23 protein-coding genes are annotated in these 25,153 nt (G+C 68.2%); 7 read left to right on the top strand and 16 right to left on the bottom strand.

Translation table 11 applies throughout. The annotated features are described in order from the left end of the window. Positions 1-89: 89 nt before the first annotated feature. From fabG to BV908_RS05175, 6 genes are all read right to left on the bottom strand, one after another. Positions 90-830, bottom strand: coding sequence for a 3-oxoacyl-ACP reductase FabG (fabG, locus tag BV908_RS05200; protein WP_103737421.1), 741 nt, complete (start codon positions 828-830; stop codon positions 90-92). After that, complete coding sequence (gene fabD / locus BV908_RS05195; protein ID WP_103737420.1) at positions 827-1,780, bottom strand: ACP S-malonyltransferase; 954 nt, start codon at positions 1,778-1,780, stop codon at positions 827-829. The genes fabG and fabD overlap by 4 nt, the downstream gene beginning before the upstream one ends. A 56-nt stretch (positions 1,781-1,836) precedes the next feature. Beyond that, on the bottom strand, positions 1,837-2,814 hold the full coding sequence (locus BV908_RS05190) for a beta-ketoacyl-ACP synthase III (protein ID WP_011806400.1): 978 nt from the start codon (positions 2,812-2,814) through the stop codon (positions 1,837-1,839). Positions 2,815-2,832: 18 nt separating this feature from the next. Further along, positions 2,833-3,864, bottom strand: a complete 1,032-nt coding sequence (plsX, locus tag BV908_RS05185; protein WP_103737419.1) for a phosphate acyltransferase PlsX — start codon at positions 3,862-3,864, stop codon at positions 2,833-2,835. A gap of 122 nt (positions 3,865-3,986) precedes the next feature. Beyond that, entirely contained in the window at positions 3,987-4,169 is a 183-nt protein-coding gene (gene rpmF, locus BV908_RS05180; RefSeq protein ID WP_011806402.1) for a 50S ribosomal protein L32, read from the bottom strand. Between the two features lie 132 nt (positions 4,170-4,301). Then, positions 4,302-4,853 (bottom strand): YceD family protein, encoded by a 552-nt coding sequence (locus tag BV908_RS05175; protein ID WP_015913981.1) that lies wholly within the window; start codon positions 4,851-4,853, stop codon positions 4,302-4,304. Between the two features lie 26 nt (positions 4,854-4,879). Between BV908_RS05175 and BV908_RS05170 the strand changes: the two genes are divergently transcribed. Both BV908_RS05170 and BV908_RS05165 read left to right on the top strand, forming a co-directional pair. Continuing rightward, the gene (locus BV908_RS05170; protein WP_011806404.1) at positions 4,880-5,479 is read left to right on the top strand and encodes a Maf family nucleotide pyrophosphatase; all 600 of its coding nucleotides are present in this window, start codon (positions 4,880-4,882) and stop codon (positions 5,477-5,479) included. Further along, positions 5,476-6,282: an SAM-dependent methyltransferase gene (locus BV908_RS05165; protein WP_011806405.1), complete on the top strand. Its 807-nt coding sequence runs from the start codon at positions 5,476-5,478 to the stop codon at positions 6,280-6,282. Before BV908_RS05170 ends, BV908_RS05165 begins: the two co-directional genes overlap by 4 nt. An 84-nt stretch (positions 6,283-6,366) precedes the next feature. On the opposite strand, the gene BV908_RS05160 is transcribed toward BV908_RS05165, so the two are convergent. The 4 genes from BV908_RS05160 to BV908_RS05145 are packed head-to-tail and all read right to left on the bottom strand — an operon-like array spanning position 6,367 to position 9,472. Beyond that, complete coding sequence (locus BV908_RS05160; RefSeq protein WP_047351569.1) at positions 6,367-7,410, bottom strand: S49 family peptidase; 1,044 nt, start codon at positions 7,408-7,410, stop codon at positions 6,367-6,369. A 4-nt stretch (positions 7,411-7,414) separates the two neighbouring features. Further along, the gene (locus tag BV908_RS05155; protein ID WP_011806407.1) at positions 7,415-7,792 is read right to left on the bottom strand and encodes a Rieske 2Fe-2S domain-containing protein; all 378 of its coding nucleotides are present in this window, start codon (positions 7,790-7,792) and stop codon (positions 7,415-7,417) included. Then, positions 7,792-8,460 (bottom strand): HAD-IA family hydrolase, encoded by a 669-nt coding sequence (locus tag BV908_RS05150; RefSeq protein WP_103737418.1) that lies wholly within the window; start codon positions 8,458-8,460, stop codon positions 7,792-7,794. Before BV908_RS05150 ends, BV908_RS05155 begins: the two co-directional genes overlap by 1 nt. After that, positions 8,453-9,472: an RluA family pseudouridine synthase gene (locus BV908_RS05145; RefSeq protein WP_015913985.1), complete on the bottom strand. Its 1,020-nt coding sequence runs from the start codon at positions 9,470-9,472 to the stop codon at positions 8,453-8,455. The genes BV908_RS05150 and BV908_RS05145 overlap by 8 nt, the downstream gene beginning before the upstream one ends. 589 nt (positions 9,473-10,061) lie before the next feature. Between BV908_RS05145 and BV908_RS05135 the strand changes: the two genes are divergently transcribed. The 5 genes from BV908_RS05135 to queF all read left to right on the top strand — a co-directional run bounded on the left by BV908_RS05135 (position 10,062) and on the right by queF (position 16,295). After that, a complete protein-coding gene (locus BV908_RS05135) occupies positions 10,062-13,151 on the top strand; it encodes an Rne/Rng family ribonuclease (RefSeq protein WP_103737416.1) in 3,090 nt (1,029 codons plus the stop codon). A 147-nt stretch (positions 13,152-13,298) separates the two neighbouring features. Further along, positions 13,299-14,081, top strand: coding sequence for a peroxide stress protein YaaA (gene yaaA / locus BV908_RS05130; RefSeq protein ID WP_173370366.1), 783 nt, complete (start codon positions 13,299-13,301; stop codon positions 14,079-14,081). A gap of 31 nt (positions 14,082-14,112) precedes the next feature. Further along, positions 14,113-14,499, top strand: coding sequence for a hypothetical protein (locus BV908_RS05125; protein WP_103737415.1), 387 nt, complete (start codon positions 14,113-14,115; stop codon positions 14,497-14,499). Between the two features lie 22 nt (positions 14,500-14,521). After that, on the top strand, positions 14,522-15,391 hold the full coding sequence (locus tag BV908_RS05120) for a 2OG-Fe(II) oxygenase (RefSeq protein ID WP_103737414.1): 870 nt from the start codon (positions 14,522-14,524) through the stop codon (positions 15,389-15,391). Between the two features lie 58 nt (positions 15,392-15,449). Next, positions 15,450-16,295, top strand: a complete 846-nt coding sequence (gene queF / locus BV908_RS05115) for an NADPH-dependent 7-cyano-7-deazaguanine reductase QueF (protein WP_011806413.1) — start codon at positions 15,450-15,452, stop codon at positions 16,293-16,295. 115 nt (positions 16,296-16,410) lie between these two features. Here the strand turns inward: queF and BV908_RS05110 are convergent, their stop codons facing one another. The 6 genes from BV908_RS05110 to BV908_RS05080 all read right to left on the bottom strand — a co-directional run bounded on the left by BV908_RS05110 (position 16,411) and on the right by BV908_RS05080 (position 25,089). After that, on the bottom strand, positions 16,411-17,970 hold the full coding sequence (locus BV908_RS05110) for a PAS domain-containing methyl-accepting chemotaxis protein (protein ID WP_103737413.1): 1,560 nt from the start codon (positions 17,968-17,970) through the stop codon (positions 16,411-16,413). Positions 17,971-18,106: 136 nt separating this feature from the next. Continuing rightward, on the bottom strand, positions 18,107-19,264 hold the full coding sequence (locus BV908_RS05105; RefSeq protein ID WP_103737412.1) for a DNA polymerase IV: 1,158 nt from the start codon (positions 19,262-19,264) through the stop codon (positions 18,107-18,109). Positions 19,265-19,480: 216 nt separating this feature from the next. Continuing rightward, positions 19,481-20,416, bottom strand: a complete 936-nt coding sequence (locus tag BV908_RS05095) for a DMT family transporter (RefSeq protein WP_011806416.1) — start codon at positions 20,414-20,416, stop codon at positions 19,481-19,483. A 157-nt stretch (positions 20,417-20,573) separates the two neighbouring features. Next, a complete protein-coding gene (locus BV908_RS05090) occupies positions 20,574-21,773 on the bottom strand; it encodes an alpha-hydroxy acid oxidase (protein ID WP_281631023.1) in 1,200 nt (399 codons plus the stop codon). A gap of 195 nt (positions 21,774-21,968) precedes the next feature. Beyond that, positions 21,969-24,245 (bottom strand): penicillin-binding protein 1C, encoded by a 2,277-nt coding sequence (gene pbpC, locus BV908_RS05085; RefSeq protein WP_103737411.1) that lies wholly within the window; start codon positions 24,243-24,245, stop codon positions 21,969-21,971. Beyond that, complete coding sequence (locus BV908_RS05080; protein WP_015913994.1) at positions 24,217-25,089, bottom strand: hypothetical protein; 873 nt, start codon at positions 25,087-25,089, stop codon at positions 24,217-24,219. The genes pbpC and BV908_RS05080 overlap by 29 nt, the downstream gene beginning before the upstream one ends. Between the last annotated feature and the right edge of the window lie 64 nt (positions 25,090-25,153).

Raw genomic sequence — 25,153 nt, 5'->3', positions numbered from 1 at the left:
GGTTGTGAATGAATCCGCGATTCTAGCCGCTCCGGGTAAAGCCCCGTAGCAGCCCGCCGTACGGACAAAACGGCGTCAACTGACTTTAATTACATGTACATGCCGCCATTGACATGCAACTCTTGTCCCGTCACATAACCTGCACCAGCCGATGCAAGGTAAGCCACGGCATGGGCGATGTCACTGGGCTGCCCCAATTCGCCCATGGCGATCTGGGATTTCAGCGCTTTTTTCTGCTCTTCCGGCAGATCGGCAGTCATGTCGGTGGCAATGAAACCCGGAGCCACGCAGTTCACCGTGATACCGCGGCTGCCCAGTTCACGCGCCAACGCGCGGGTCATACCAGCCACACCAGCCTTCGCGGCCGCGTAGTTGGCCTGTCCGGGGTTGCCCGATGCGCCCACCACGCTGGTGATACTGATGATGCGCCCAAAGCGCTGTTTCATCATGGGCCGAATAGCCGCACGGCTGACGCGGAAAACGGCCTTGAGATTGGTGTCAAGCACGGCATCCCAGTCGTCGTCCTTCATGCGCATGGCCAGCGTGTCACGCGTGATGCCCGCGTTGTTCACCAGCACATGCAGGCCCCCATGCTCCTTGACGATGGCATCCACCAGCGCGTCCACGGCTGCGCCGTCGGTCACGTTCAGTTTGACGCCCTTGCCGCCGTAGGCCGCCAGGGCCTGGCCGATGCGCTGCGCGCCTTCATCTGTGGTGGCCGTACCAATCACGCGCAAGCCCCGCTGGGCGAGCTCGGCGGCAATGGCGGCTCCGATGCCGCGGGTGGCGCCGGTAACCAGCGCAATCTGGGGAGAGGCGGATTCACTCATGCCAGCAGTTCCTTGGTTTCGGCCAGCGTGGCCGGGTCAAACAGTGAGGCGCCAACCAGTTCGGGGTCGATGCGCTTGGTCATCCCGGCCAGCACCTTGCCGGGCCCGCATTCGATCACATGCGTCACGCCACGCGCCTTCAGCGCCTGCACACACTCCACCCAGCGCACCGGGCCGAAGGCCTGCCGATAGAGTGCATCGCGGATGGCATCTGCGTCTTGCTGCACCGCGACGTCCACATTGTTGACCACGGGAATGCGCGGAGCGCCCAATTCCAGTGCAGCGAGCGCGGCACGCAGTTTTTCTGCGGCGGGCTTCATCAGGCTGGAGTGGAAGGGCGCCGACACCGGCAGTGGCAGTGCACGCTTTGCGCCCGCTGCCTTGAGCACTTCGCAGGCTTTCTCCACGCCCGCCTTGGTACCCGCAATCACGGTCTGAGCGGGATCGTTGAAATTCACGGCTTCCACCACATCGGTGGATCCAGCACCAAAGCTGGCCATAGCCTCGGCGCAACCGGCGATCACCTTGGCTGACTCCAGTCCGAGGATGGCCGCCATGGCGCCAACCCCCACGGGCACGGCCTCCTGCATGGCAGCGGCACGCAGGCGCACCAGCGGAGCTGCCTGGGCCAGACTCAAAACACCCGAGGCCACCAACGCGGAGTATTCGCCCAGGGAGTGCCCGGCCACGGCAGCCGGCAGTGCCCCGCCCTCAGCGCACCACACGCGCCAAGCCGCAATCCCGGCCACCAGCATCACCGGCTGGGTGTTGGTGGTAAGGGCCAGCGCCTCCTTGGGCCCCGCATGAATCAACGCACCGACGTCTTCGCCGAGCGCCTCTGAAGCCTCGCGCAGCGTCTCGGCCACCACGGGATGGTCATCCCAAGCGTCCAGCATGCCCACCGACTGCGAGCCTTGGCCGGGGAACACAAATGCAAAAGTTTTCGACATGGTCAAACAGTTCAAGACAAAAGCGGCTCCAGCGCTTGCACAGCAAGCGCCAATAGCTACATTTTCAGGAGCACCGCACCCCAGGTGAAGCCGCCGCCCACCCCTTCCAGCAGCACCGTCTGGCCCGGCTGGACTTGGCCATTGCGCACGCCATGGTCCAGTGCCAAGGGAATGGAGGCGGCCGACGTATTGCCGTGCTGATCCACCGTGACCACCACCTTGTCCATGGACAGCTTCAGCTTACGCGCCGTGCTCTGCATGATGCGAATGTTGGCCTGGTGGGGAATCAGCCAGTCGATATCGGCGTCGGTCATGCCCGCCTTGTCCAGCGTGGCCCGCGCCGCTTTCTCCAGCACGCCGACGGCCAGCTTGAAGACGGCCTGGCCATCCATCTTGAGCAAAGGGTCGCCCAGAATCTGGCCGCCGTAGACGTTGCCCGGCACGCAGAGGATGCCGACATGGCTGCCATCGGCATGCAGGTCGCTCGCAAGGATGCCGGGCGCTTCCGAGGCCTCCAGCACCACTGCGCCGGCGCCGTCGCCGAATAGCACACAGGTGGTGCGGTCGTTGAAATCCAGAATGCGGCTGAAGACCTCGGACCCCACGACCAGCGCACGGCGCGCTCCCCCGGAGCGGATCATGGCGTCGGCCACCGTGAGTGCATAGACGAAGCCGCTGCACACGGCCTGCACGTCGAAGGCGGGGCAGCCATTGGCACCCAGCTTGTTTTGCAGAATACAGGCGGTGGAGGGAAACACCATGTCCGGTGTGGAGGTGGCGACGATGATCAGGTCAAGATCTTGCGCCTGGCAACCGGCGGCCTCCAGCGCGCGGCGCGATGCCTCCAACGCCAGGTCGCTGCTGGTGACGTCCCGGTCGGCGAAATGGCGTGCGCGGATGCCCGTGCGCTCCACGATCCATTCATCGGAGGTCTCGATGCCCTGCTGCGCCAGCTGGGCCACCAGGTCATCATTGGTTACCCGGTGCGGCGGCAAATAGCTGCCGGTGCCGGTAATGCGTGAATAGCGTGTCATTGGGGGAGGCACGGCCGGTCAGGAAGCGGGCTGGGCGTCTGCGGCTGCCAGCAAAGGCGCCGCATGCGCAACCCGCGCGCGGACGCGGTCGAGCAGGTTGTTGCGGGCCGCATCATACGCCCGGATCAAAGCCTGCTCGAAAGCCAGCGCGTCGGCCGAACCGTGGCTCTTGAACACGAGCCCCCGCAGTCCGAGCAGGGCGGCTCCGTTGTAACGCCGGTGATCCATGCGCCTCATGATGGCAGATAACACTGGATAAGCGACGATGGCAGCCATTTTCGTGAAAATGTTGCGCGAAAACTCCTGTTTGAGCGCTCCCGCAATCATCGATGCCACGCCCTCACTGGCCTTGAGTGCCACATTGCCAACGAAACCGTCACACACCACGATGTCCACAGTGCCCTTGAAGATGTCGTTGCCTTCCACATTACCGTGAAAGTTCAGGTCCCCGGATTTGGCCGCAGAACGCAGCAGTTCACCGGCTTTCTTGATGACATCGTTGCCCTTGATGACCTCTTCGCCAATGTTCAGCAATCCTACGAGCGGTTCATCGTGGTCCTGCAGCACCGACACCAACGCAGATCCCATGACAGCGAATTGCAGCAAATGCTCGGCCGTGCAATCGACATTCGCGCCCAGGTCCAGCACGGTAGTGGCACCGCCTTGTGCATTGGGCATCTGGGTAGCGATGGCGGGGCGGTCGATGCCGTCCAGCGTCTTGAGCAAATAGCGCGCGATGGCCATCAGCGCGCCAGTGTTACCGGCGGAGATGGCCGCATGCGCCACGCCATCCTTGACTTGCTGAATGGCCACGCGCATGGAGGAGTCCTTCTTGCGACGCAGCGCGACCTCCACCGCATCGTCCATCGTGACCACCTCCGATGCCACGACATGCGTCACGCGCTCGTGTACCAGACCCTGCAGGCTATCCTGCCCACCCACCAGTATCAGGCGTGCGTCAGGGTGATGCTCCAGGAACTGTCGGCACGCGGGAAGCGTGACGCCGGGGCCATGATCGCCCCCCATGCAGTCAACAGCCAGTGTGATCATCGGCAAATCGTCAAGCCGTCAGGCGGCCGTTAAATAAAAGGGCCATTTTGGCGCATGCCAAAACGACAAAGGCCCGCGCTACTTTTTTCGTAGCAGCGGGCCCGGAGGGTGCGCAGCCTGGATCAGGCTTCGGATTTGTTCTTCAGTACCTGACGGCCGCGGTAGAAGCCGTTGGGGCTGATGTGGTGGCGCATATGGGTTTCGCCGGTCGTGGGCTCCACGGCGATGCCAGGCACCGTCAGGGCATTGTGCGAACGGTGCATGCCGCGCTTGGAGGGAGACTTCTTGTTTTGCTGAACAGCCATGATCGGCTCCTAGGGTCTTGAAAGGGTTGGTGAAAAACGCGATCAGCCCATTGAAGACACGAGGGGATTCGCGCGAAGCCCTCGATTATATCTCAAATGGTTTTTGATCGAAACCGCCGAACGGGCCGTTTCTCAGGCGTCCGGATTGTCCTTGCGAAGCCCAGCCAGGGCTGCGAACGGATTGGGCTTGTCGGCACTGGCCTGCTCGAAGTCCTCGTCGCTGGAGGCCAGCGTGACATCTGTCGGGCATTCCTCATGGCGCGGCACCACCGGCAGGGCCATGAGCAGTTCGTCTTCGATCAGCTCGCGCAGATCGAACTCGCGGCTCAATGCCAGCAGATCCTCATCGCTGTCGCCATCCAGTGCCTCGGCGGTGGCTTCATCGGCCACGAAGCGGAATTCGCGCTCCACCTCCAGGGGCACGTCCACGGAATGCAGGCAGCGCTGGCAGGTCATCGGCAAGGTGGCGCTGGCTTTCAGACGCAGCCAGACCTGGCCGCCTACGCCGTGCGTGGTGCGCACTTCGCCGTCCGCCGCCCAATCCACGCGCAGATCCGGGTGCAGCCCCTGCGCCTCCTCGGCCAGACGCTTGTATTTGAGCAGCGTGTCATGACCGGACAGGTGAGCGCCGGCCTGTGCAAAAGCCTTGACGTCCAGCCGGTCGGGGGAGTGTTCCTTGGTCATGCTGGGCAGTGTAAGAGAATCCAGGCATGCCGGATTTCTCCCCCCTGCCCCGCTCCCTGATATTGGCATCGACCTCGCGCTACCGGCGCGAACTCCTGGCCCGACTGGGCCTGCCCTTCGACGTGGCTGCCCCCGCGGTGGACGAGACACCGCGGCCGGACGAAGCCCCGCGCGCGCTGGCACTGCGCCTGGCGCTGGCCAAGGCGCGCGCCGTGGCCGGCCCGCATCCGCGGGCCATCGTGATCGGCTCCGACCAAGTGGCAGACCTGGACGGCGAGCCGCTGGGCAAGCCCGGCGACCACGAACGCGCCACCGTCCAGTTGCGCCGCATGCGCGGCAAGACCGTGGTGTTCCACACCGCCGTGGCGGTGGTCTGCCAGGACTGCGGTTTCGAGCAGGTGGACCTGGCGCCGGTGCGGGTGCGCTTTCGTGACCTTTCGGACGAGGAGATCGAGCGCTATCTGCGCGCCGAGCAGCCGTACGATTGCGCCGGAAGCGCCAAGAGCGAGGGCCTGGGCATCGCGTTACTCGACGCGATCGACAGCGACGACCCCACCGCCCTGATCGGGCTGCCCTTGATACGCACCTGCCGCATGCTGCGCGCCGCGGGGCTGGTGCTGCCATGAGCGAAAGCACTGCAACGGTTGGCCCGACCCTGGGTCGGGGCATCCTGTATCTGGTGCCAGCGCCGCTGGACTTCGGCTGCGAGAGCCAGGCACCCCTGACCGAAGCCCTACCGGAGGGCACGTTGCGCCAGGCCGCACGCCTCACCCATTGGATTTGCGAGAACGCCAAGAGCTGCCGCGCCTACCTCAAGCGCGTGGACGCGCTGCACCCGCTGGGGGCGCCGCTGCAGACACAGCAGATCACCGAACTGCCGCGCGAAGTGCACAAGAAGGGCGACCACGGCGCCCGGGGCCATGCATCGTTCGACGCACGTCCGCTGCTGGCGCCGGCATTGGCAGGGCACGACATGGGCCTGGTCAGCGAGGCGGGCATGCCCGCAGTCGCCGACCCCGGCAGCTCCGTGGTGCGCGCGGCGCATGACCTGGGGCTGCGCGTGGTACCGCTGGTGGGACCGGTGTCGCTATTGCTGGCACTGGCAGCCAGCGGACTCAACGGCCAGAACTTCGCCTTCGTGGGCTATCTGCCGCAGGACGCAGGCGAGCGCACCAAACGCCTGCGCGAGCTGGAAACTCTGGCCCACAAGCAGGGCCAGACACAGCTTTTCATCGAGACGCCTTACCGCAACGCCGCACTGTGGCAGGCGCTGCTGCAGGGGCTGCAGCCGCAGACCCGGCTGGCGCGCGCAAGCGGCCTGACGCTGGCCGATGCGCAAGTTGCCAGCCACACGGTGCGCGAATGGCGCCAACACACCGCCGGCACGCCGGACAACCGCGTACCCACGGTCTTCGCCATCGGTGCGTAGGCCGCACGTACGGCCCCGGTTGATTCAAAAATAATAGCTTGCAGCGCTTGATAGATAAGCGCTGGAGCCTGATTTAACCCAATATCAGCGCAGCTGCGGCAGCTGCAGCGCGGCCAGGCCCTTCACGGCACCCATGCCTACCGCGGCGCCAAACTTCTTGGCCAGGCGCTCGGCCACGTTGTCGCGGCGGGTGTAGTCGATCACGTCTTCGGCCTTGACCACCTCGCGCGCCACGTAGTCCAGGTTGCCCAGTTGGTCGGCCAGTCCCATCTCCACCGCCTGCTGGCCCGTCCAGAACAGGCCGCTGAAGGTTTCGGGCGTGACCTTGAGCCGGTCGCCCCGCCCCTGCTTCACCACGCCGATGAACTGCTGGTGGATCTGGTCGAGCATGGCCTGGGCGTATGCGCGCTGGGTTTCGGTCTGGGGGCTGAACGGATCGAGAAACCCCTTGTTCTCACCGGCGGTGAGCAGGCGGCGCTCCACCCCCAGCTTTTCCATGGTGCCGGTGAAGCCGAAGCCGTCCATCAGCACGCCGATGCTGCCCACGATGCTGGCCTTGTCCACGAAGATGCCGTCCGCCGCCGCGGCGATGTAGTAGGCCGCCGAGGCACAGGTTTCCTCGACCACGGCATAGACGGGCTTGTTGTACTTGGCCTTCAGGCGCACGATCTCGTCGTTGATGATCCCCGCCTGCACCGGACTGCCGCCCGGCGAGTTGATGAGCAGCACCACGGCCTGCGAACCCGCATCCTCGAATGCGCTGCGCATGGCGGCTACGACAAATTCGGCGCTGGCCTCGGCGCCCGCGGCGATCTCGCCCTTCACGTCCACCACGGCCGTATGCGGCGTGCTCTTGCTGGTGGCGGTCATTTCGCGCGAAAGCGCGGCCCAGATCACCGCGCCCGCCAACAGGACCCACGCCAGGCGCCAGAAGTTGCGCCAGCGGCGCGCCGCGCGCTGCTCGGCCAGGGTGCCGAGCACCAGCTTCTCCAGCGTCTCGCGCTCCCAGCCGGGGGCGGCTGCGGCCTTGCTCGCTTCATTTTTTGTGGCTTGTTGCGCCCACAGGTCGGGCGCTGCGGGCGGATTTCCCTCAAATCCCGTGGGTTCGGTGCGGTTGGGATCGGTCATGGAGTCAAAACTCTACGGTGTGCAGATGGAGGGCAGTATGCCAGCGCACCCGGCCCCCTTCCTCGGACAAGGCGATCTTCACCAGCCCGCCGCGGCACGGACCGCCAGCGCAGGCTCCCGTGTCGGGCTGGTAGGCCGCGCCATGCGTGGCACACAGCAGCCAGCGGCCGGTGTCGTCGAAAAACTGACCTTCCTGGTAGTCCATCTCCATCGGTACATGGGTACAGCGGTTCAGGTAGGCGTGCACGCGGCCCTGATAGCGGATGGCGAAAGCGCGGCAGATCTGGCCGCAGTAGCGCACGTCGAACGCCACGGCGCGGCCGCCATCCACCAGTGCCTCGCTGGGGCAGAGGTCGATGCGTTGCTCCACCGGAGTCGCCATTACGCGTGCTCCTGCAGCCAACGGTGCAGATCGGCCACGGACGAAGCCACGCACAGCGGCCCCAGTTCGGCAAAGCCCGCCGTGTCGTGCGCGCCATAGCCCACGCCCACGCTGGCACAGCCCGCGGCGCGGGCCATTTCGAGGTCGTGCGTGGTGTCGCCGATCATCAGCAGGCGCTCGGGCTCCACGCCGAACTCGGCCATCAGTTCCTGCAGCATCAGCGGGTGCGGTTTGCCGGCGGTTTCGTCCGCGGTGCGCGAACCGTCGAACATGCCGCGCAGTTGCACCTGGTGCAGCACCTGGTCCAGGCCGCGTCGGCTCTTGCCCGTGGCTACGGCCAGCAGGTGGCCGCGCGTGCGCAGGCCCTCCAGCATGGGCAGCACGCCGTCGAACAGGCTCAGGTCGTCCTGGTGCTGCAGGTAGTGGTAGCGGTAGCGGTTGCCCAACTCCGTATAGCGCTCGCGCGGCACGTCGGGGGCCGCATGGGCCAGAGCCTGCGGAAGCGCCATGCCGATCACCCAGGCGGCGGCTTCATCCGTAGGCACGGTGCCGCCCACATCGCGCACCGCATCCTGAATGCTGCGCACGATGATGGCGGTGGAGTCAAACAGCGTGCCATCCCAGTCGAAGGCAATGAGATCGAATCGGCGCGGGCGGAAATCAGGCATGTGCGGGGTCGTCGGAAAGAAAAGCGGTCAGTTCGGGCGGCAATTCGGCGCGCAATTCCAGGCGCTCGCCGCTGGCCGGGTGGTCAAACTGTAGCCGCCATGCGTGAAGGAACATGCGCTTCAAGCCTTGCTTCTGCAGGCGCCGGTTCAGGTCGAAGTCGCCGTACTTGTCGTCGCCCGCGATCGGGTGGCCCTGGGAGGACAGGTGCACGCGGATCTGGTGCGTGCGCCCGGTCTTGATGGTCACCTCCAGCAGGCTCATCGCCGGCAGGCCCTGCAAGGGGCGCGGCGCGAGCTGGCTGCGCACCTTGACCAGGGTGACGGAGCGCATGCCGTCCGGGTCGTCGGGCGTGGTCACGCGCACGCGGCGCTCGCCATCCTCCTGCAGGTATTTGTGCAGCGGCGTGTCGATGACCTTCTTGTTGGCGGGCCAGTGGCCGGTGACCAGCGCCAGATAGGTCTTGCCCGTCTCGCGCCCCCGGAACTGGTCCTGCAGATGTGTGAGCGCCGAGCGCTTTTTGGCCACCAGCAAAATGCCCGAGGTCTCCCGGTCCAGCCGGTGCACCAGTTCCAGGAAGCGCGCCTGCGGCCGCGCCTGGCGCAACTGTTCGATCACGCCAAAGCTCACGCCGCTGCCGCCGTGCACGGCCGTGCCGGCGGGCTTGTCGATGGCGATCAGGTGCTCGTCTTCCAGCAGGATGGGGAATTCGCGCGCGGGCGCGGGGCGCTCCGCCTTGTCCAGCACCTTGTCGGACACGCGCACGGGGGGCAGACGCACCAGGTCGCCCGGTGCCACGCGCGCGTCGGCGCTGGTGCGCCCCTTGTTCAGGCGGACCTCGCCGCTGCGGATGATGCGGTAGACATGAGTCTTGGGCACGCCCTTCAGATGGCGGATGAGGAAATTGTCGAGCCGCTGGCCCGCGGATTCGGCGTCGACCTCGACGATGCGGGCCGCCGGGGCTTCCGGCGGGGTGCGGCCTGCGGCCGGTTTGCCCCCTATAATGTGTTTCACCTGCGCGACGAATGTGTAAGTGGTTGATTTGTCTGGAGTTTAATGGACCCAGCCCGGCTCGGCGCGCAGCATGGTTGATGCCAACGGGCGTCATGCGCGCAGATTGCAGGCCGGTTGCCTGCGAAGGCCCGCGTGTCGACCGCGCAGGCTGACAAATCGAAACACTGAATCTACGGAATCCCAAGCTGGCCGCTCACCCCACCCGGGCACTGCGGCCAGCGGATCAAAGCGAAAATCATGTGGGTGTTGCTGGCATGGATGGTGTCATTGTGGCGAGGGCGTCAGCCTTTGCCACGTGCACGCAAATCGCCACCAACACCCGCCGGTCAAGCGCCAATAGCTACATTTTTAGTAGCACGCCTGCGCGCTGACCGGCTCGCCCCCATCCACGCGCCACCACCCCGCCTGCTGAGTTAGCCAACCCAGCAGTCGTGGTGCATCCCGGCAATTCCCTCGTTTCGATGCGTCAGTCCAGGCATTTCCGGCTCGTGTAGAGCCTGTTTGGTTTGGAACCGGCGGTACGCGCCGCTGCAGCCCTGAGAGAGCGCTGCGCGCGGGCCGCCACGACACAACGAAAAGGAATTGCATCATGAAGCGGATGCTCATCAATGCCACGCAGCCCGAGGAGCGGCGCCTGGCCATCGTGGACGGCCAGAAGCTGCTGGACTACGAGATCGAGATCGAAGGGCGCGAGCAGCGCAAGGGCAACATCTACAAAGCCGTCGTCACGCGCGTGGAACCGTCGCTGGAGGCCTGCTTCGTTGACTATGGCGAAGACCGCCACGGCTTCCTGCCGTTCAAGGAAATCTCCAAACAGTATTTCGCCGAGGGCGTATCACCCAGCCAGGCCAGGATCCAGGACGTGATCAAGGAAGGCCAGGAGCTGATCGTCCAGGTCGAGAAGGAAGAGCGCGGCAACAAGGGCGCGGCCCTGACCACCTTCATCAGCCTGGCCGGCCGCTATGTGGTACTGATGCCCAACAACCCGCGCGGCGGGGGCGTGTCGCGCCGCATTGAGGGCGAGGACCGCGCCGAGCTCAAGGAGGCGATGGACCAGCTGGAGTACCCCAAGGGCATGAGCATCATCGCGCGCACCGCCGGCATCGGCCGTTCCGCGCCCGAGTTGCAATGGGACCTGAACTACCTGCTCAAGCTGTGGACCGCCATCGATGGCGCCGCCAAGGCCGGCAAGGGCGCCTTCCTGATCTACCAGGAATCCAGCCTGGTGATCCGCGCCATCCGCGACTACTTCAACAGCGACATCGGTGACATCCTCATCGACACTGACGACATCTACGAGCAGGCGCACCAGTTCATGGCGCACGTCATGCCCGAGCATGCCGGCAAGGTCAAGCGCTACCGCGACGACGCACCGCTGTTCTCGCGCTTCCAGATCGAGCACCAGATCGAGTCCGCCTACGCGCGCACCGTGACCCTGCCCTCGGGCGGCGCCATCGTGATCGACCACACCGAGGCGCTGGTCAGCGTGGACGTGAACTCGGCACGCGCCATCAAGGGCGGCGACATCGAGGAAACCGCCACGCGCACCAACCTGGAGGCCGCCGACGAGGTGGCACGCCAGATGCGCCTGCGCGACCTGGGCGGCCTGATCGTGATCGACTTCATCGACATGGAGGAGAGCAAGAACCGCCGCGAAGTGGAAAACCGCCTGCGCGACGCGCTGCGCCAGGACCGCGCCCGCGTGCAGTTCGGCACCATCAGCAAGTTCGGCCTCATGGAGATGAGCCGCCAGCGCCTGAAGCCCTCGCTGTCCGAAGGCGCGCACATCCGCTGCCCGCTGTGCGACGGCACCGGCCACGTGCGCGACACGGAAGGCTTCTCGCTGCAGATGCTGCGCATGATCCAGGAAGAGTCCATGAAGGACAGCACCGCCGCCGTGCACTGCCAGGTGCCGGTGGAGGTGGCCAGCTTCCTGCTCAACGAAAAGCGCACCGAGATCGCCAAGATCGAACTCAAGCAGCGCGTCTCCGTGGTGGTGATCCCCAACAAGTCGCTGGAAACGCCGCACTACAAGCTGGAGCGCCTCAAGCACGACGACCCGCGCCTGGAAAACCTGGACGCCAGCTACAAGCTGGCCGACGTGGAGGAAGACCAGACCAAGGTCACGCGCCGCTCGCAGGAGCCCACCAACAAGCAGACGCCCGTGATCAAGGGCGTGTTGCCCGACGCACCGGCCCCTGTGGCCGAGCCGCGCCCCGAAGGCGCCGCCCGCGGCGCCACGCGCCCGCAGGGCCAGGGCCAGCAGCGCCCGGCAACGGCCCCCACGCCTGCGCCCCAGCGCCCGGCCGCCGCACCTGCGCCCGAGCAGGGCTTCTTCGCATGGATCAAGAGCCTGTTCGGCTTTGGCGCCGCACCCGCGCCCGCACCTGTGGCCGCCCCCGCGCAGACGCCCGCGGAACCCGGCGCACGCGGCGAAGGGCGTCGCGGTGAGCGCGGCGGTCGCCGTGGCGAACGCACTGGTGAACGCAGCGGCGAGCGTGGCGGTGAGCGCAATGGCAACCGCGAAGGCGGCGAAGGCCGCGGCCGCCGTGGCGAAGGCCGTGGCGGCGAGCGCAGCGCCGAGGGCCGCGAGAACCGCGAACCGCGTGAGCCACGCAATGGCCGCGACGGCGAACGCCGTGGCGATCGCGCGGAAGGCGAGAGCCGCCGCGAGCCGCGCGAAGGCCGTGGCGGCCGCGAGCGCGGTGAGCGCAACGCACAGCCGCCCGTGCAGTCTGCGGCCGACCTGGCCAACTCACCGGTCACGACCGATGCCGACGTGGCAGTGACCGAGGAGCGCACGGCACGCACCGGCGAGCGCGGTGAACGCCGCGAACGGGGTGAACGAGGCGAGCGCCGTGAGCGCGGTGGCGAACGCGGCGGCGAGCGCCGCGAACGCGGCCCGCGCACCATCGACGCCAACGCCCCCGCCGCTGGCGCCGACTTTGCCGACACTGCGCCCCTGGCCGCATTGCCGGACCTGGACCTGTCCGGCGCTGAAGTCGGTACGTCCGGCGCCGAGGCCCCCGCCGGCGAGGAGCGCCGCGAGCGCCGTTCGCGCGACCGCTATGGACGCGACCGCCGCGAACGTGGCGAGCGCGGCCCGCGCAATGCCGAGGCCAGCGCCACCGGTGCCGATGCCGAAGCGCCTGGCGCGCCGCTGATGGACCTGGACCTCCCCGCTCCCGCTGCGCCGGCCGAGGAGGACTCCGCCCCCGCACGCCGCAGCTATTTCGCCTCCGCTCCGGCATCTGCCCCGGCGGCAACGCCGCAGGCCGCGTCCGAAGCCGCTGCCGCAGTGACGCCGCCCCCGGCCGCCGTGGCAGCCCCCGCACCGGCGCCCGCGCCCGTTGCAGCGGCACCTGTGCCCGCACCGGCTCCGGCTGCCACCGCGGTAGCGCCGGCAACCGGCGGCATGCCGCGCGTGCAGGCATTCACGCTGCCCGTGGACACGCTGCAGCAGGTGGCGCAGGCTTCGGGCCTGCAATGGGTGAATTCCGACGCCCAGAAGATCGCCGCCGCGCAGGCCGCGATTGCGGCCGAGCCCAAGCCCGTCCACGTGCCGCGCGAGCGCGCGCCCGTGGTGGTGCTGGATGAAGGTCCGCTGGTGCTGGTGGAAACCCGCCGCGACCTGGGTGCGATGCAGCTGCCGTTCGACCAGGACAACGCGGCCGCCTAAGCCCGCGCCATGGCAGAACACCGGGGGCATCATGCCCCCGGTGGCGTTTTACGCTATCGATAAATGAGCTGCTGGCGCTTGATGGATAAGCCTTAGAGGCATATTCAGCTGATAGCCACGGCAGCTCGCACATTGGGAGTAATGACCGTGCTGTTCCTGCTGTCGCCCGCCAAGTCGCTGGACTACGACACCCCCCTGCCCGCCGGCCTGCCGCACACGCTGCCCGCGTTCGTGCCCGACGCACAGCGCCTGATCGCGGTGCTGCGCGAGAAGTCGCCGCAGGAAGTGGCCGCGCTGATGTCGATCAGCGACCCGCTGGCCGCCCTCAACGTGGCGCGCTATGCGGCCTGGCAGCCGCGCTTCACGGCCGCCAACGCGCGCCAGGCGGTGATGGCCTTCAACGGCGACGTGTACGAAGGGCTGCAGGCACAGTCGCTCTCCCTCGAAGACCTGCAGTGGGCGCAGCAGCATGTCGCCATCCTGAGCGGCCTGTACGGTGTGCTGCGGCCGCTGGACCGCATGCAGCCCTATCGCCTGGAGATGGGCACGCGCCTGGCGACCGATGCCGGCGCCAACCTTTACCAGTTCTGGGGCGCGCGCATCGCCGAACACCTGAACCAGCGCCTGGCCGCGGACGCCACGCCGGTGGTGGTCAACCTGGCTTCGCAGGAGTACTTCAAGTCCGTGGACCGCAAGGTGCTCAAGGCGCGCGTGATCGAATGCGTGTTCGAGGACCACAAGGCCGGCCAGTACAAGATCATCAGCTTCTACGCCAAGCGCGCGCGCGGCCTGATGGCGCGCTGGGCCATTCAGCAGCGCGCGGCCACCCCGCGGCGGCTGGAGGAATTCGACCTGGAAGGCTATGCTTTCCACCCGGCCTCGTCCCAGCCCGACCGGCTCGTGTTCCGCCGCCACGCCGCCGGCAGCTAGACAGGTTCCCCTCCTTTCCTGGACGCCCCCCATGAACCACGCCGTCGAAACCGCGCACTACCCCGCCACCCAAGCCGTCGACCAGCCCTTCGAGGCCACCGTGCGCGAAGGCTGGGGCGTGTGGATCACGTTCATGCGCGAAGAATTCCTGAAAGCCACCTTCACCCGGCGCGCCGATGCGCAGGCGTTTGCCGCCCAGCACACGCATGGCGGCCAGCGGGGCCAGGTGCGGCGCATGTGGCTGCTGGTGAACGAGACGGCCGGCGAGGCTTATGCGCTCGCGTCCGACGGCGTGCAGCCGCTGCAGGGTGTAGACCTGGACTTTCGCCACCACCAGCGCCTGCAGACGCTGCGCAGCGACGTGCTGTCGCGCTTGAGCGATGCCGAACTGCAGGTGCTGGGCCTCAAGCGCACCTGAAACCCTGCCCCAACGAAAGCCCATGCCCGATCACAGCTTCGCCTCCTCCCAGTCCGTTACGCCCGAGCTGCGCCAGTGGATCCTCGACCAGTCCGGCGCCGGCATCGCCACGCCCGCACTGATCGAGGCCATGCGCAACGCGGGCTGGGCCGATAGCGTTGCCGTGCGCGCGGTGGAGGAGGTACTGCGCGCGCATCTGGACGGCGCGGTGCAGCCGCAAGGCCTGCCGCCCGCCGTGCCGGTGCCCGAGCCCGACATCGCCGACGCGCCGCTCTTCGTCGACGTGGGCGACCGCCAGGTCGAGGTGCTGATGTCGATGGCCCACCCGCGCGTGGTGCTGTTCGGCAACCTGCTGTCGCCCGAGGAATGCCAGGCCATCATCGATGCCGCACGGCCACGCATGGCACGCTCGCTCACCGTGCAGACCACCACCGGCGGCGAAGAGGTGAACGCGGACCGCACCAGCGACGGCATGTTCTTCCAGCGCGGCGAGACGCCCGTGGTGCAGCGGCTGGAAGAGCGCATCGCCCGCCTGGTGCGCTGGCCCATCCAGAACGGCGAAGGCCTGCAGGTGCTGCACTACCGCCCCGGCGCGGAATACAAGCCGCACTACGACTACTTCGACCCCGACCAGCCCGGCACCTCCACCATCGTGCGCCGCGGCGGCCAGCGCGTGGCAACGCTGGTGATCTACCTGAACAACCCGCTCAAGGGCGGCGGCACCACCTTCCCCGACGTGCCCCTGGAGGTGGCGCCGCGCCAGGGCAATGCGGTGTTCTTCAGCTACGAACGGCCCCACCCCAGCACGCGCACGCTGCACGGCGGCGCCTCGGTGATCGAGGGCGAGAAGTGGATCGCCACCAAATGGCTGCGCGAACGGGAATTCAAATGAAATGGGCCGCTAGCGCTTATTCGACAAGCGCTAGCAGCTATCCAATCCATAGCACACCATGAACACCCCGGAACACTCCCAGCTCGGCAAGGCCTCGGCCTATGCCGACCAGTACGACGCGTCGCTGCTGTTTCCCATCCCGCGCGCGGACAAGCGCGCCGAGATCGGTATCGACGGCAACGCCCCCTTCTTCGGCGCGGACCTGTGGACGGCGTTCGAGCTGTCGTGGCTCAACCTGCGCGGCAAGCCGCAGGTGGCCATCGCCCACATCACCGTTCCCTGCGAGACGCCCCACATCGTCGAGAGCAAGTCGTTCAAGCTGTACCTGAACAGCTTCAACAACACCCGCTTTGCCAGCGAGGCCGAAGTGCGTGCGCGCATCCGCGCCGACGTGAGCGAGGCCGTGTGGCGCGGCGCCGAGCATCCCGGCACCGTGGGCGTGACGCTGCTGCTGCCCGAGGCCTTCGACCGCGAGCCCATCCACGAGCTGGACGGCCTGCTGCTGGACCGCCTGGACGTGGAATGCACGCGCTACCAGCCCGCACCCGAGCTGCTGGCCGCCCACCATGACGAGGCCCCGGTGACCGAGACGCTGGTGAGCCACCTGCTCAAGAGCAACTGCCTGGTGACCGGCCAGCCCGACTGGGGCAGCGTGCAGATCACCTACAGCGGCGCGCAGATCGACCAGGCCGGCCTGTTGCAGTACCTGGTGAGCTTTCGCAACCACAACGAATTCCACGAGCAGTGCGTGGAGCGCATCTTCATGGACATCTGGACGCGCTGCCGCCCCATCAAGCTGGCCGTGTACGCGCGCTACACACGCCGCGGCGGCCTGGACATCAACCCCCTGCGCACCAGCCACCCGCAGCAGCTGCAGCGCAACGTGCGCACCGCGCGGCAATAAAGCGGCAATCGCATGGCAGCCGCGCGCCCGTAGCAGCACAGGGCCCGGCACCGCCCCATGCAGCCGGTGGCCGCGCGTGCCTTTTCACCGAAAGCGCCACGCGCTGGACGGCCCGTCAGCCCAGGCGGAACACATCCACGCTGCGGCCCAACGAAGTCACGCCTGCGCGCAGCGCCTGGGCCGCGGCGGCCGACTCCTCCACCAACGCGGCGTTCTGCTGCGTCACGCTGTCGAGCTGGACGATGGCCTCGTTCACCTGGCCGATGCCTTCGGACTGCTCGCGCGTGGCGGTCGTGATCTCCTGCACCTGGGTGCTCACGCGCCGCACCGCGTCCACCATCTCCTCGATGGTGCGGCCCGCCTGCGCCATGCGCCGGTTGCCATCGGCGATGCCGTCCACCGTCTGGCCGATCAGGCCGCTGATCTCCTTGGCGGCGGTGGCACTGCGCTGCGCCAGCGCGCGCACCTCGCCCGCCACCACGGCAAAGCCGCGGCCCTGCTCGCCCGCGCGCGCGGCTTCCACCGCGGCGTTGAGCGCCAGCAGGTTGGTCTGGAAGGCAATGCTCTCGATCACGCCGATGATCTCGCCCATGCGCGCCGACGAGCGGCGGATGTGCTCCATGGACTGCGCCACCTCGGCGATGGCGGCGCCGCCGCGGCTGGCCACGGCCATATTGCGCTCGCTCTCGCTCGCCATCTGCGCCGCCGCATCCGCCGTGTGGGCCACGGTGCTGGCCAGTTCCTCCATGGCGGCTGCAGTCTGCTGCAGGCTGCCGGCCTGCGCTTCGGTGCGCGCCGACAGTTCGCGTCCGCCCTGCGCCACCTGCGTGGCGGCGGAAGAAAAGCCCTGCACTTCGGTGCGCACATCGCCCACCACGGCGCGCAGGTTGATCTGGATCTGCACCAGACGGCGCATGAGCGCGCCCAGCGACGCCGAATAGTCGGTGCGCGCCGTGGTGGCCAGGTTGCAGCCCGCGATGTCGCCGGCAAACCGCTCGGCCTCCTCCAGCGCGGTCGAGAAGTGGCGGTGAAAGTAGTTCAGCATGACGCCCGCGCCCAGCCCCAGCGCGGCGGCCCGCCATGCCACGGCCGCCCAGCCCGCAAGGCCCAGCGCGTCGGGCAACAGTACCGCGATGGACAGCAGCGCCAACGTAAGGGCCATGCGTGCCGTAAGACCCAGGCGTACCAGACGCTCCATCCAGCCGCGTGGGCCGCCGTGCAGCAGCTCGCCCTCGCGCAGCACCAGCGTGACGCGGCCGGACTGGGCCTCGGCGCGCATGCGCGCATACAGAGCGTCGGCCGCGGCCACCTCGTCGGCCGATGGCTTCACCCGCACCGACATGTAGCCCACGGGTTTGCCGCGTTCCAGCACCGGCACCACGTTGGCGCGCACCCAGTAGTGGTCGCCGTTCTTGCGGCGGTTCTTGACCAGCCCCGTCCAGGGCTTGCCGCGGCCGATGGTGGACCACAGGTCCTTGAAGGCCGCCGGGGGCATGTCGGGATGGCGGACGAGGTTGTGCGGCTGGCCCATGAGTTCGTCATGGGAATAGCCACTCACCCGCGCGAACGCGGGATTGCAGTGGGTGATTTCACCCCGGGTATTGGTGAGAGACACCAGCAACTCATCGGCGGGATAGTCATACCCGCGGCCCGTGACCGGGACGTTCACACGCATGCAGAACCTCTGAAAGGACGAACGGCCTCTATGCGGGGCCGTCAGGACTGTGAGTAAACGAGTGTAACTTTTATGAATTACCCCTAGATTTACGTCAAGCAAATTCGCACCAACATGGTGCGACATCCCGCCCCGATCAGAACAACGGCGCGCTTTCGCCCCAACCCGCCGCCTGCTGGGCAACGGCTGCCTGGGGCAGCAGGTTGCCCACGCGCACGCCCAGCAGGCGCAGGCGCTTGGTCAAGGGCACGCGTTTGAGGCACAGGCCCGCCACGCGGCGGATGGTGGCCGCATCCTGGGTGAAGTCCGCCACCGTCTGGTCGCGGGTGGCGATCTTGAAATCGTCGTAGCGCAGCTTGATGCCGATGGTGCGGCCCGCGTAGCCCTTGCGCTGCAGGTCCCCCGCCACCTGCTCGCACAGTGCGGTGAAGATGCGGCCCAGTTCTGCCCGGTCGTGCACCGCGTGCAGGTCGCGCTCAAAGGTGGTTTCGCGGCTCATGGAGACGGGCTCGCTCTCGGTCACCACCGCGCGCTCGTCGCGCCCCCAGGCCGCGTCGTGCAGCCAGGCACCGTAGGAACGCCCGAACTGCTGCATCAGCCACGGCAGCGGCCGCTGGGCCAGTTCGCCAATGGTGCGGATGCCGTGGGCGAGCAGCCTGGCCTCGGCCTTGGGGCCCACGCCGTTGATCTTGCGGCAGTCCAGCGGCCAGATCAGGGGCTGCAGGTCGCCTGGCTGCACGATGGAGATGCCATTGGGCTTGTTGAACTCGCTCGCCATCTTGGCGATGAGCTTGTTGGGCGCCACGCCGATCGAGCAGGTCAGCCCCGTGGCGTCGAAGATGCTCTTCTGGATCAGCCGCGCCAGCACCCGCCCGCCGTCGCGCTGGCCGCCCGCTACTCGCGTAAAGTCGATGTACACCTCGTCCACGCCGCGGTCTTCCATGACGGGCGCGATGGAGAGGATCACTTCCTTGAAAAGCCTGGAGTAGCGGCGGTAGGCAGCAAAGTCCACCGGCAGCAGCACGGCCTGCGGACACAGGCGCGCGGCCTTCATCAACCCCATGGCCGAGCCCACGCCGAACTGGCGCGCCGCATAGGTGGCGGTGGTGATCACGCCGCGGCCCGCGTAGTCCTTCAGCAGCGCAAACGCCGCCACCGGAATATCCCCCGGCCGCCCGGCGTAGGCAGCGGTCAGCGCTTCGTCCTGCGGGCGGCGGCCGCCACCGATCACCACGGGCAGCCCCTTGAGTTGCGGGTAGCGCAGGAGTTCGACGGAGGCGTAGAACGCATCCATGTCGAGGTGGGCGATGCGGCGATCAGAGGCAGTAGCGGTCACGGCGGCAATTGTCGCGCGCTGCGCGAGGCGTGCCGCCTAGGAAACTGGCGCGCCCCCCGGCGTGGGCCACCGCGCAAGGGCCGCCCCGCCGCGCTGGTGGCGTCCCCCTGCCCGCATTGCGCAGCAATGCGAGAGCGGGGGGAAGGCGCGAAGCGACTCAGGGGGTGTTTCTCTTCACACGCCCTGCAGGCAGATCAGCACCAACCCCACCAGCATCAACGCCATGCCGATCTTCTCGGGCCGCGTGAAAGACTCGCTGAACAGGCGGCGCGACACCAGGTAGCTGAACACCACCTCCACCATGCCCAGCGTGCGCACGGCGCCCGTGGTCTGCATGGCATAGGCGGTGAACCACGCCAGCGACGCGGCCGCACCCATGCTGCCCGCCACCAGCGACATGCGCCACGCCGGCCACAGCGGCGCCAGGCCCCGCTCGGTCTTGAGCGCCACCCAGGCGCCCAGGCCCAGCGTCTGCAGCGTCTGCGCGATCAGCACGCCCCAGGCGCCCGACAGCCACGGCGTCTCGGCCCCCAGCGCCAGCGCCCCGCCGCGAAAACCCACCGAGGCGATCGCAAAGCTGGCGCCGCAGGCCAGCCCATAGAGGGCCGGGCGGCTCAGCCAGGCTGCAGGCGACAGCAGCTGTCCGCGCGGGGGCAGCGACAGCAGCAGCACGCCCAGCGTGGCCACCACCATCGCCAGCAGCGCGAGCGGCGTGGGCAGTTCGTGCAGGAACACGCTGGCGAACAGCGCCACCTGCAGCACCTCGGTCTTGGACAGGGTCACGGCAACGGCGAAGTTGCGCTCGGCCATGGCCAGCAGCAGGAAGGCCGTGCCCGCGATCTGGAAGAACGCGCCCAGCGCGATCCAGCCCAGGTAGGCGGCGCTGAAATGCGGCACGGCCGGCGGCTGCGCGGGCCAGGCGTACAGCAACGCCAGCCACACGCCGGCAAACGGCAGGCCGTAGAGAAAGCGCACCAGCGTGGCGGGCAGCGTGCCCAGCTCGGCGGTCAGGGAGCGCTGCGCGGTGTTGCGCACGGTCTGCGCCAGCGCGGCAAACAGCACCACGGGCACCCAGAGCCAGGGTGCAACGGCGGTCAGGGAGGAGGTCATGCGCCGCCGAGCATAGCCAGCGCCATCGCCGCGCAGCCCCTGCGATTGGCGAGGGGCGCCTCAGCCCATGGCGATGGCCATCCTGAATACCCGAAGCCAAATCGGCCGCCAGCGCTTATCTACCAAGCGCCAGCAGCTATTAAAACAATAGTGCGCGTCAGCTCTGCGGCGCGGTGGGATAGGTGCCGGGCACGAGGATGGAGCGGTCCACGTTCTGGATGTTGGTGTGGCCGCAGAAGGCCATGGTCACGTCCAGCTCCTTGTGGAGGATCTGCAGCGCCTTGGTCACGCCCGCCTCGCCGAATGCGCCCAGGCCATACACCATGGCGCGGCCGATCATGGTGCCGCGCGCGCCCAGCGCCCAGGCCTTGAGCACGTCCTGGCCGCTGCGGATGCCGCCGTCCATCCACACTTCGGTCTGCGTGCCCACGGCATCCACGATGGCTGGCAGCGCATGGATGGCGGACGGCGCGCCGTCCAGCTGGCGCCCGCCGTGGTTGCTGACCACGATGGCGTCGGCGCCGTGCTGCACGGCCAGGCGCGCGTCCTCCTCGACCATGATGCCCTTGAGGATCAGCTTGCCGCCCCACTGCTCCTTCACCCAGGCCACGTCGGCCCAGGACAGGCGCGGGTCGAACTGCTCGTTGGTCCAGGCGGCCAGCGAACTCATGTCCGACACGCCCTTCACATGCCCCACCAGGTTGCGGAAGGTGCGCCGGCGCGTGCCGGCCATGCCCAGGCACCACTGGGGCTTGGTCATGAGGTTGATGATGTTGGCCAGCGTGGGCTTCGGCGGCGCGGTCAGGCCGTTCTTGATGTCCTTGTGGCGCTGGCCGATCACCTGCAGGTCCAATGTGAGCACCAGGGCACTGCACTTGGCGTCCTTGGCGCGCTGGATCATGCGGGCCATGGCATCGCGGTCGCGCATCATGTACAGCTGGAACCAGAACGGCGCGCTGGTGTTCTCGGCAATGTCCTCGATGGAGCAGATGCTCATCGTGGACAGCGTGAACGGAATGCCGAACTTCTCGGCCGCGCGCGCGGCGTGGATCTCGCCGTCGGCATGCTGCATGCCCGTGAGGCCCACGGGCGCGATGCACACGGGCATCTTGGCCTGCTGCCCCACCAGCGTGGTGGCCGTGGTACGCCCTTCCATGTTCACCGCCACGCGCTGGCGCAGCTTGATGGGGTGGAAATCGTCTTCGTTGGCGCGGTAGGTGCCCTCGGTCCAGGCGCCCGAGTCGGCGTAGTCATAGAACATGCGCGGCACGCGGCGTTCAGCGACCACGCGCAGGTCTTCGATGCAGGTGATTTTGGACAGGTCGGCCACGGCAAATCCCTCGGGCTGTGCGAGCATGCCGCGCCTGGAGCGCCAGCGAATGGCCGGTGCCTTCCCAGTCCGGCAGGCTCTTGGTGAGTGCGTTGACGGAAAAGCGTGGATCGTAGTCCCAGCCCGGCGCCGCGTGCTTGAAGGATTTGAGCGCGCTGTGAAAATTTTGCAGCGCGGGCGCGGGCGCGGGCACCAGGCACCGGGCTCGCACGTGCCGCTGCGTCAGCGCCGCGCGCGCACGCCCGCGCCGCGCACCTCGATCTGCACCTGGTCCAGTACCTTGCCCTGGGCGTCCATCAGCTCCACGCGGTGGCGGCCCGGCCAAGGCAGCCATGCCCACTGCGCGCCGCTGCCGGCCATCCGCCCGTCGATGCGCCAGCGCACCGCCGCGCGGCCCACACCGCCCGCCGTGAATTGCAGGCGCTGGTGCGCGGGCGGAATGTCCGGGTCCAGCGCCACCACGGTGCCCGACGCCGGCGCCAGGATGCGCGCCGCTACCGCCTCAGGACTTGCATCATTTGTGCCTGTAACGCCCGTCTCGCTTGCGCCACCAGCTTCACTTTCGATAGCAAATAACGCTTGCTGCGTGCCGCCCATGAACCACTCCTGCCGCGCACCCTCCAGCGGCTGGCCACCGTCGCCCGGCCCGAAGCGCACCGCCTGCCGCACCAGGCCCTGTGGCGGGCGCGGCGCGCGGCTGGGCGTGCTGCGGTGCAGCCAGCCCATGACCTCGGCCCAGATGGGCGCTGCGCCGCTGGTGCCGCTCACGTCATGCATGGCGGCGCCGCTGGCGTTGCCCACCCACACGCCCACGGTGTAGCGCTGCGACCAGCCCACGGCCCAGTTGTCGCGCATGTCCTTGCTGGTGCCGGTTTTCACCGCCGTCCAGAAGCGCGTGGCCAGCACGCTGTCGGTGCCAAAGGTGCGCACGCGCGCGTTGGCATCCGACAGGATGTCCCCCACGATGAAGGCCGCGCCGGCATCCAGCGCCGGCGTGAACGCCGGGCGCTGCGCAGGCGCATAGGCCACGGGGCTCAGGCGCCCGCCGTTGGCCAGCGCACGGTAGGCATTGGTCAGGTGCAGCAGCGGCACCTCGCTGCTGCCCAGCGCCAGGCTGTAGCCGTAATAGCCGCCCGATTCCGGCAGCGGCAGGCCCAGGCGCCGCAGTTGCTCGAAGAAGGCGTCGGGTGTCACCATCACCAGCGTGCGTACCGCCGGCACGTTCAGCGAGGCGGCCAGCGCGGTGCGCGCGGACACCCAGCCCTTGAACTGGCGGTCGTAGTTTTGCGGGATGTAGAGCCCGCCGGCGGTGGCGATGTGCGCGGGCGAATCGTGCACCAGCGAGGCGGCCGTGAGCCGCCGCTCGGCAATCGCCTGCGCGTACAGGAAGGGCTTGAGCGTGGAGCCGGGCTGGCGCAGGGCCAGCACGCCATCCACCTCGGCCGCCTGGCTCAAGGGGCCGGACGAGCCCACCCAGGCCAGCACCTCGCCCGTGGCGTTGTCCAGCACCACCAGCGCGGCGTCTTCCACGTTGCGCCCGCGCAGCTCGCGCAGGTGGCGCGTGAGCGTGTCCACCGCCATGCGCTGCAGCGGCGCGCTGAGCGTGGCGCGCACGCGCTGCTGCGCACTGCCCGACGGCATGCGCGCCCCCTGGCGCAGCAGCTGGCGCGCAAAGTGCGGCGCGATGCCCTCGCTGGCGTCGAACGCGCGGCGCTGCAACGCGGCGGTGGTGAACAGGTCCAGCGCGTCGCAATCGGCACCCTGCGCGCCGCTGTGGCCCGCCCGTTGCATGTCGCGCAGCACGCCACAGGCGCGCCGGGCCACCAATGCGGGCCGCGCATTGGGCGCGCGCACCAGGGCCGCGGCCACGGCGGCCTCGCGCTCATCCAGGCCGTGCGCGGCTTTGCCGAACAGCGTGCGCGCCAGCGCGTCGATGCCCACGATCTCCCCGCGAAACGGCACCAGGTTGAGGTACGCCTCCAGGATCTGGTCCTTGCGCCAGCGTCGGTCCAGCACCTGTGCGGCCACGGCCTGCCCCAGCTTCTGCGGCACGCTGCGCCCACCGGGGCCCTGGCGCAAGAAATCGGCATCCGGGCCGTCGAGCAGCCCCGCCAGCTGCATGGTCAGCGTGCTGGCGCCGCGCGTGCGCTGGTTCCACAGGTTGCCCCAGGCGGCGGCCGACACCGCGGCCCAGTCCACGCCGCTGTGCTCGTAAAAGCGCCGGTCCTCGCTCAGCACCAGCGCCTGGCGCAGCGCGGGCGACACATCGGCCAGGCCCAGCCACTGGCCGCGGCGCACGGTGGCGTCGGTACGCAGGCGCTGCAGCACCTCGCCCTCGCGCGAAAGCACCAGGGTCTCGGACGAGCGGAAATCGGCGCGCACCTCATCGAACGTGGGCAGCGCCAGGCTGACGGTGCTGGCCAGCGCCAGACACGCCGCCGCGAGGGCGCGTCGCCACCTCACAGGCGCATCACCGCGTGGCGCGCAGTGCGGCCGCATCGCACCAGCGCTGCGCCACCTGGGGCGAGGTGGTGCATACCGCGTCGTGCGTGGCGGTGGTCACTGCGCGCTCCAGCAACTGGATGTCGGCCTCGTGCTGGCGCGCCACATGCGGGTCCTCGAAGAAGATGGCGCGGTGGCAGCGCCGCTGCAGCACCCAGTCGGCAATCTGCGCGTCGCCGCCCAGCGGGCCGCTGTTGAAGCGCTGCACCCAGGGCGTATCGGCGGGCCAGCCGCGCGCCCAGGCCAGCTCGTTCAAGCGCTGGCCCGTGGTGCCCGTGGCCACGCGCTGGCGAAAGCGCGAGAGCAGCTCGAAGTTGCGCGCCGCAAAGTCCAGCATGGCGGACTTCATCGCATCGTGCGCGATCAATGCCAGCGTCTGCGCGCCGTAGTCATGGAAGCGGTCGGCGTTGCGGTCGGCTGGCAGGCCGGCATGCATGCGCTCCATCTCCACCCAGTCGCGCGCGCTGGCCACCGTGGACAGGAACGGCTTGCCGTGGATCACGCACTGGCGCTTGAGCGCCAGCGCCTCCGGGAAGATGGACGACGGGTCCACCGGGTCGATGAGGTAGATGGCGCCGTCCAGCGTGCGGCCCGGCTCGGGCATGCCCACCACCTCGGCCACGAGCTTCATCAGCCCGCCCTCGCGCCCATAGGGGTAGCGCACCAGCGGCCGGTAGCCCTGCAGCATGCCGGCGGCGGCGATCGCATCATGGGTGCGGCCCACGGTGTGCAGGCCCAGCCGCAGTTCGCGTATGCCCGCCTCGCAGGCGCGCAGGAAGGCGAACAGCGCCCCGTCTTCGGTATGGTGGTGCAAACGGTTGGCGGCTAGACCCATCAGCATGTGCAAAGGCTTTCAGACGAAGAAGAGGGACAACTGCCGAGCATAGTCGCAGCCGCACACGCCA

Origin of the sequence: Diaphorobacter sp. LR2014-1, assembly GCF_002916785.1 — a bacterium.
GTDB lineage: Bacteria > Pseudomonadota > Gammaproteobacteria > Burkholderiales > Burkholderiaceae_C > Diaphorobacter > Diaphorobacter nitroreducens.
The sequence above is the reverse complement of the archived record's forward strand: the minus strand, read 5'-3'. Positions and strand labels throughout refer to the sequence as shown.

Bases quoted from the DNA above. Each gene is read 5' to 3' on its own strand.
- BV908_RS05080 (WP_015913994.1), bottom strand. From the start codon at position 25,089: ATGCTGATGGGTCTAGCCGCCAACCGTTTGCACCACCATACCGAAGAC.
- BV908_RS05095 (WP_011806416.1), bottom strand. From the start codon at position 20,416: ATGACCTCCTCCCTGACCGCCGTTGCACCCTGGCTCTGGGTGCCCGTG.
- BV908_RS05190 (WP_011806400.1), bottom strand. From the start codon at position 2,814: ATGACACGCTATTCACGCATTACCGGCACCGGCAGCTATTTGCCGCCG.
- BV908_RS05110 (WP_103737413.1), bottom strand. From the start codon at position 17,970: ATGCGTGTGAACGTCCCGGTCACGGGCCGCGGGTATGACTATCCCGCC.
- BV908_RS05135 (WP_103737416.1), top strand. From the start codon at position 10,062: ATGAAGCGGATGCTCATCAATGCCACGCAGCCCGAGGAGCGGCGCCTG.
- queF (WP_011806413.1), top strand. From the start codon at position 15,450: ATGAACACCCCGGAACACTCCCAGCTCGGCAAGGCCTCGGCCTATGCC.
- BV908_RS05175 (WP_015913981.1), bottom strand. From the start codon at position 4,853: ATGACCAAGGAACACTCCCCCGACCGGCTGGACGTCAAGGCTTTTGCA.
- pbpC (WP_103737411.1), bottom strand. From the start codon at position 24,245: ATGCGGCCGCACTGCGCGCCACGCGGTGATGCGCCTGTGAGGTGGCGA.
- BV908_RS05105 (WP_103737412.1), bottom strand. From the start codon at position 19,264: ATGGATGCGTTCTACGCCTCCGTCGAACTCCTGCGCTACCCGCAACTC.
- plsX (WP_103737419.1), bottom strand. From the start codon at position 3,864: ATGATCACACTGGCTGTTGACTGCATGGGGGGCGATCATGGCCCCGGC.
- BV908_RS05125 (WP_103737415.1), top strand. From the start codon at position 14,113: ATGAACCACGCCGTCGAAACCGCGCACTACCCCGCCACCCAAGCCGTC.
- BV908_RS05155 (WP_011806407.1), bottom strand. From the start codon at position 7,792: ATGGCGACTCCGGTGGAGCAACGCATCGACCTCTGCCCCAGCGAGGCA.
- BV908_RS05165 (WP_011806405.1), top strand. From the start codon at position 5,476: ATGAGCGAAAGCACTGCAACGGTTGGCCCGACCCTGGGTCGGGGCATC.
- fabG (WP_103737421.1), bottom strand. From the start codon at position 830: ATGAGTGAATCCGCCTCTCCCCAGATTGCGCTGGTTACCGGCGCCACC.
- BV908_RS05150 (WP_103737418.1), bottom strand. From the start codon at position 8,460: ATGCCTGATTTCCGCCCGCGCCGATTCGATCTCATTGCCTTCGACTGG.
- BV908_RS05170 (WP_011806404.1), top strand. From the start codon at position 4,880: ATGCCGGATTTCTCCCCCCTGCCCCGCTCCCTGATATTGGCATCGACC.
- BV908_RS05160 (WP_047351569.1), bottom strand. From the start codon at position 7,410: ATGACCGATCCCAACCGCACCGAACCCACGGGATTTGAGGGAAATCCG.
- rpmF (WP_011806402.1), bottom strand. From the start codon at position 4,169: ATGGCTGTTCAGCAAAACAAGAAGTCTCCCTCCAAGCGCGGCATGCAC.
- fabD (WP_103737420.1), bottom strand. From the start codon at position 1,780: ATGTCGAAAACTTTTGCATTTGTGTTCCCCGGCCAAGGCTCGCAGTCG.
- BV908_RS05120 (WP_103737414.1), top strand. From the start codon at position 14,522: ATGCCCGATCACAGCTTCGCCTCCTCCCAGTCCGTTACGCCCGAGCTG.
- BV908_RS05090 (WP_281631023.1), bottom strand. From the start codon at position 21,773: ATGCTCGCACAGCCCGAGGGATTTGCCGTGGCCGACCTGTCCAAAATC.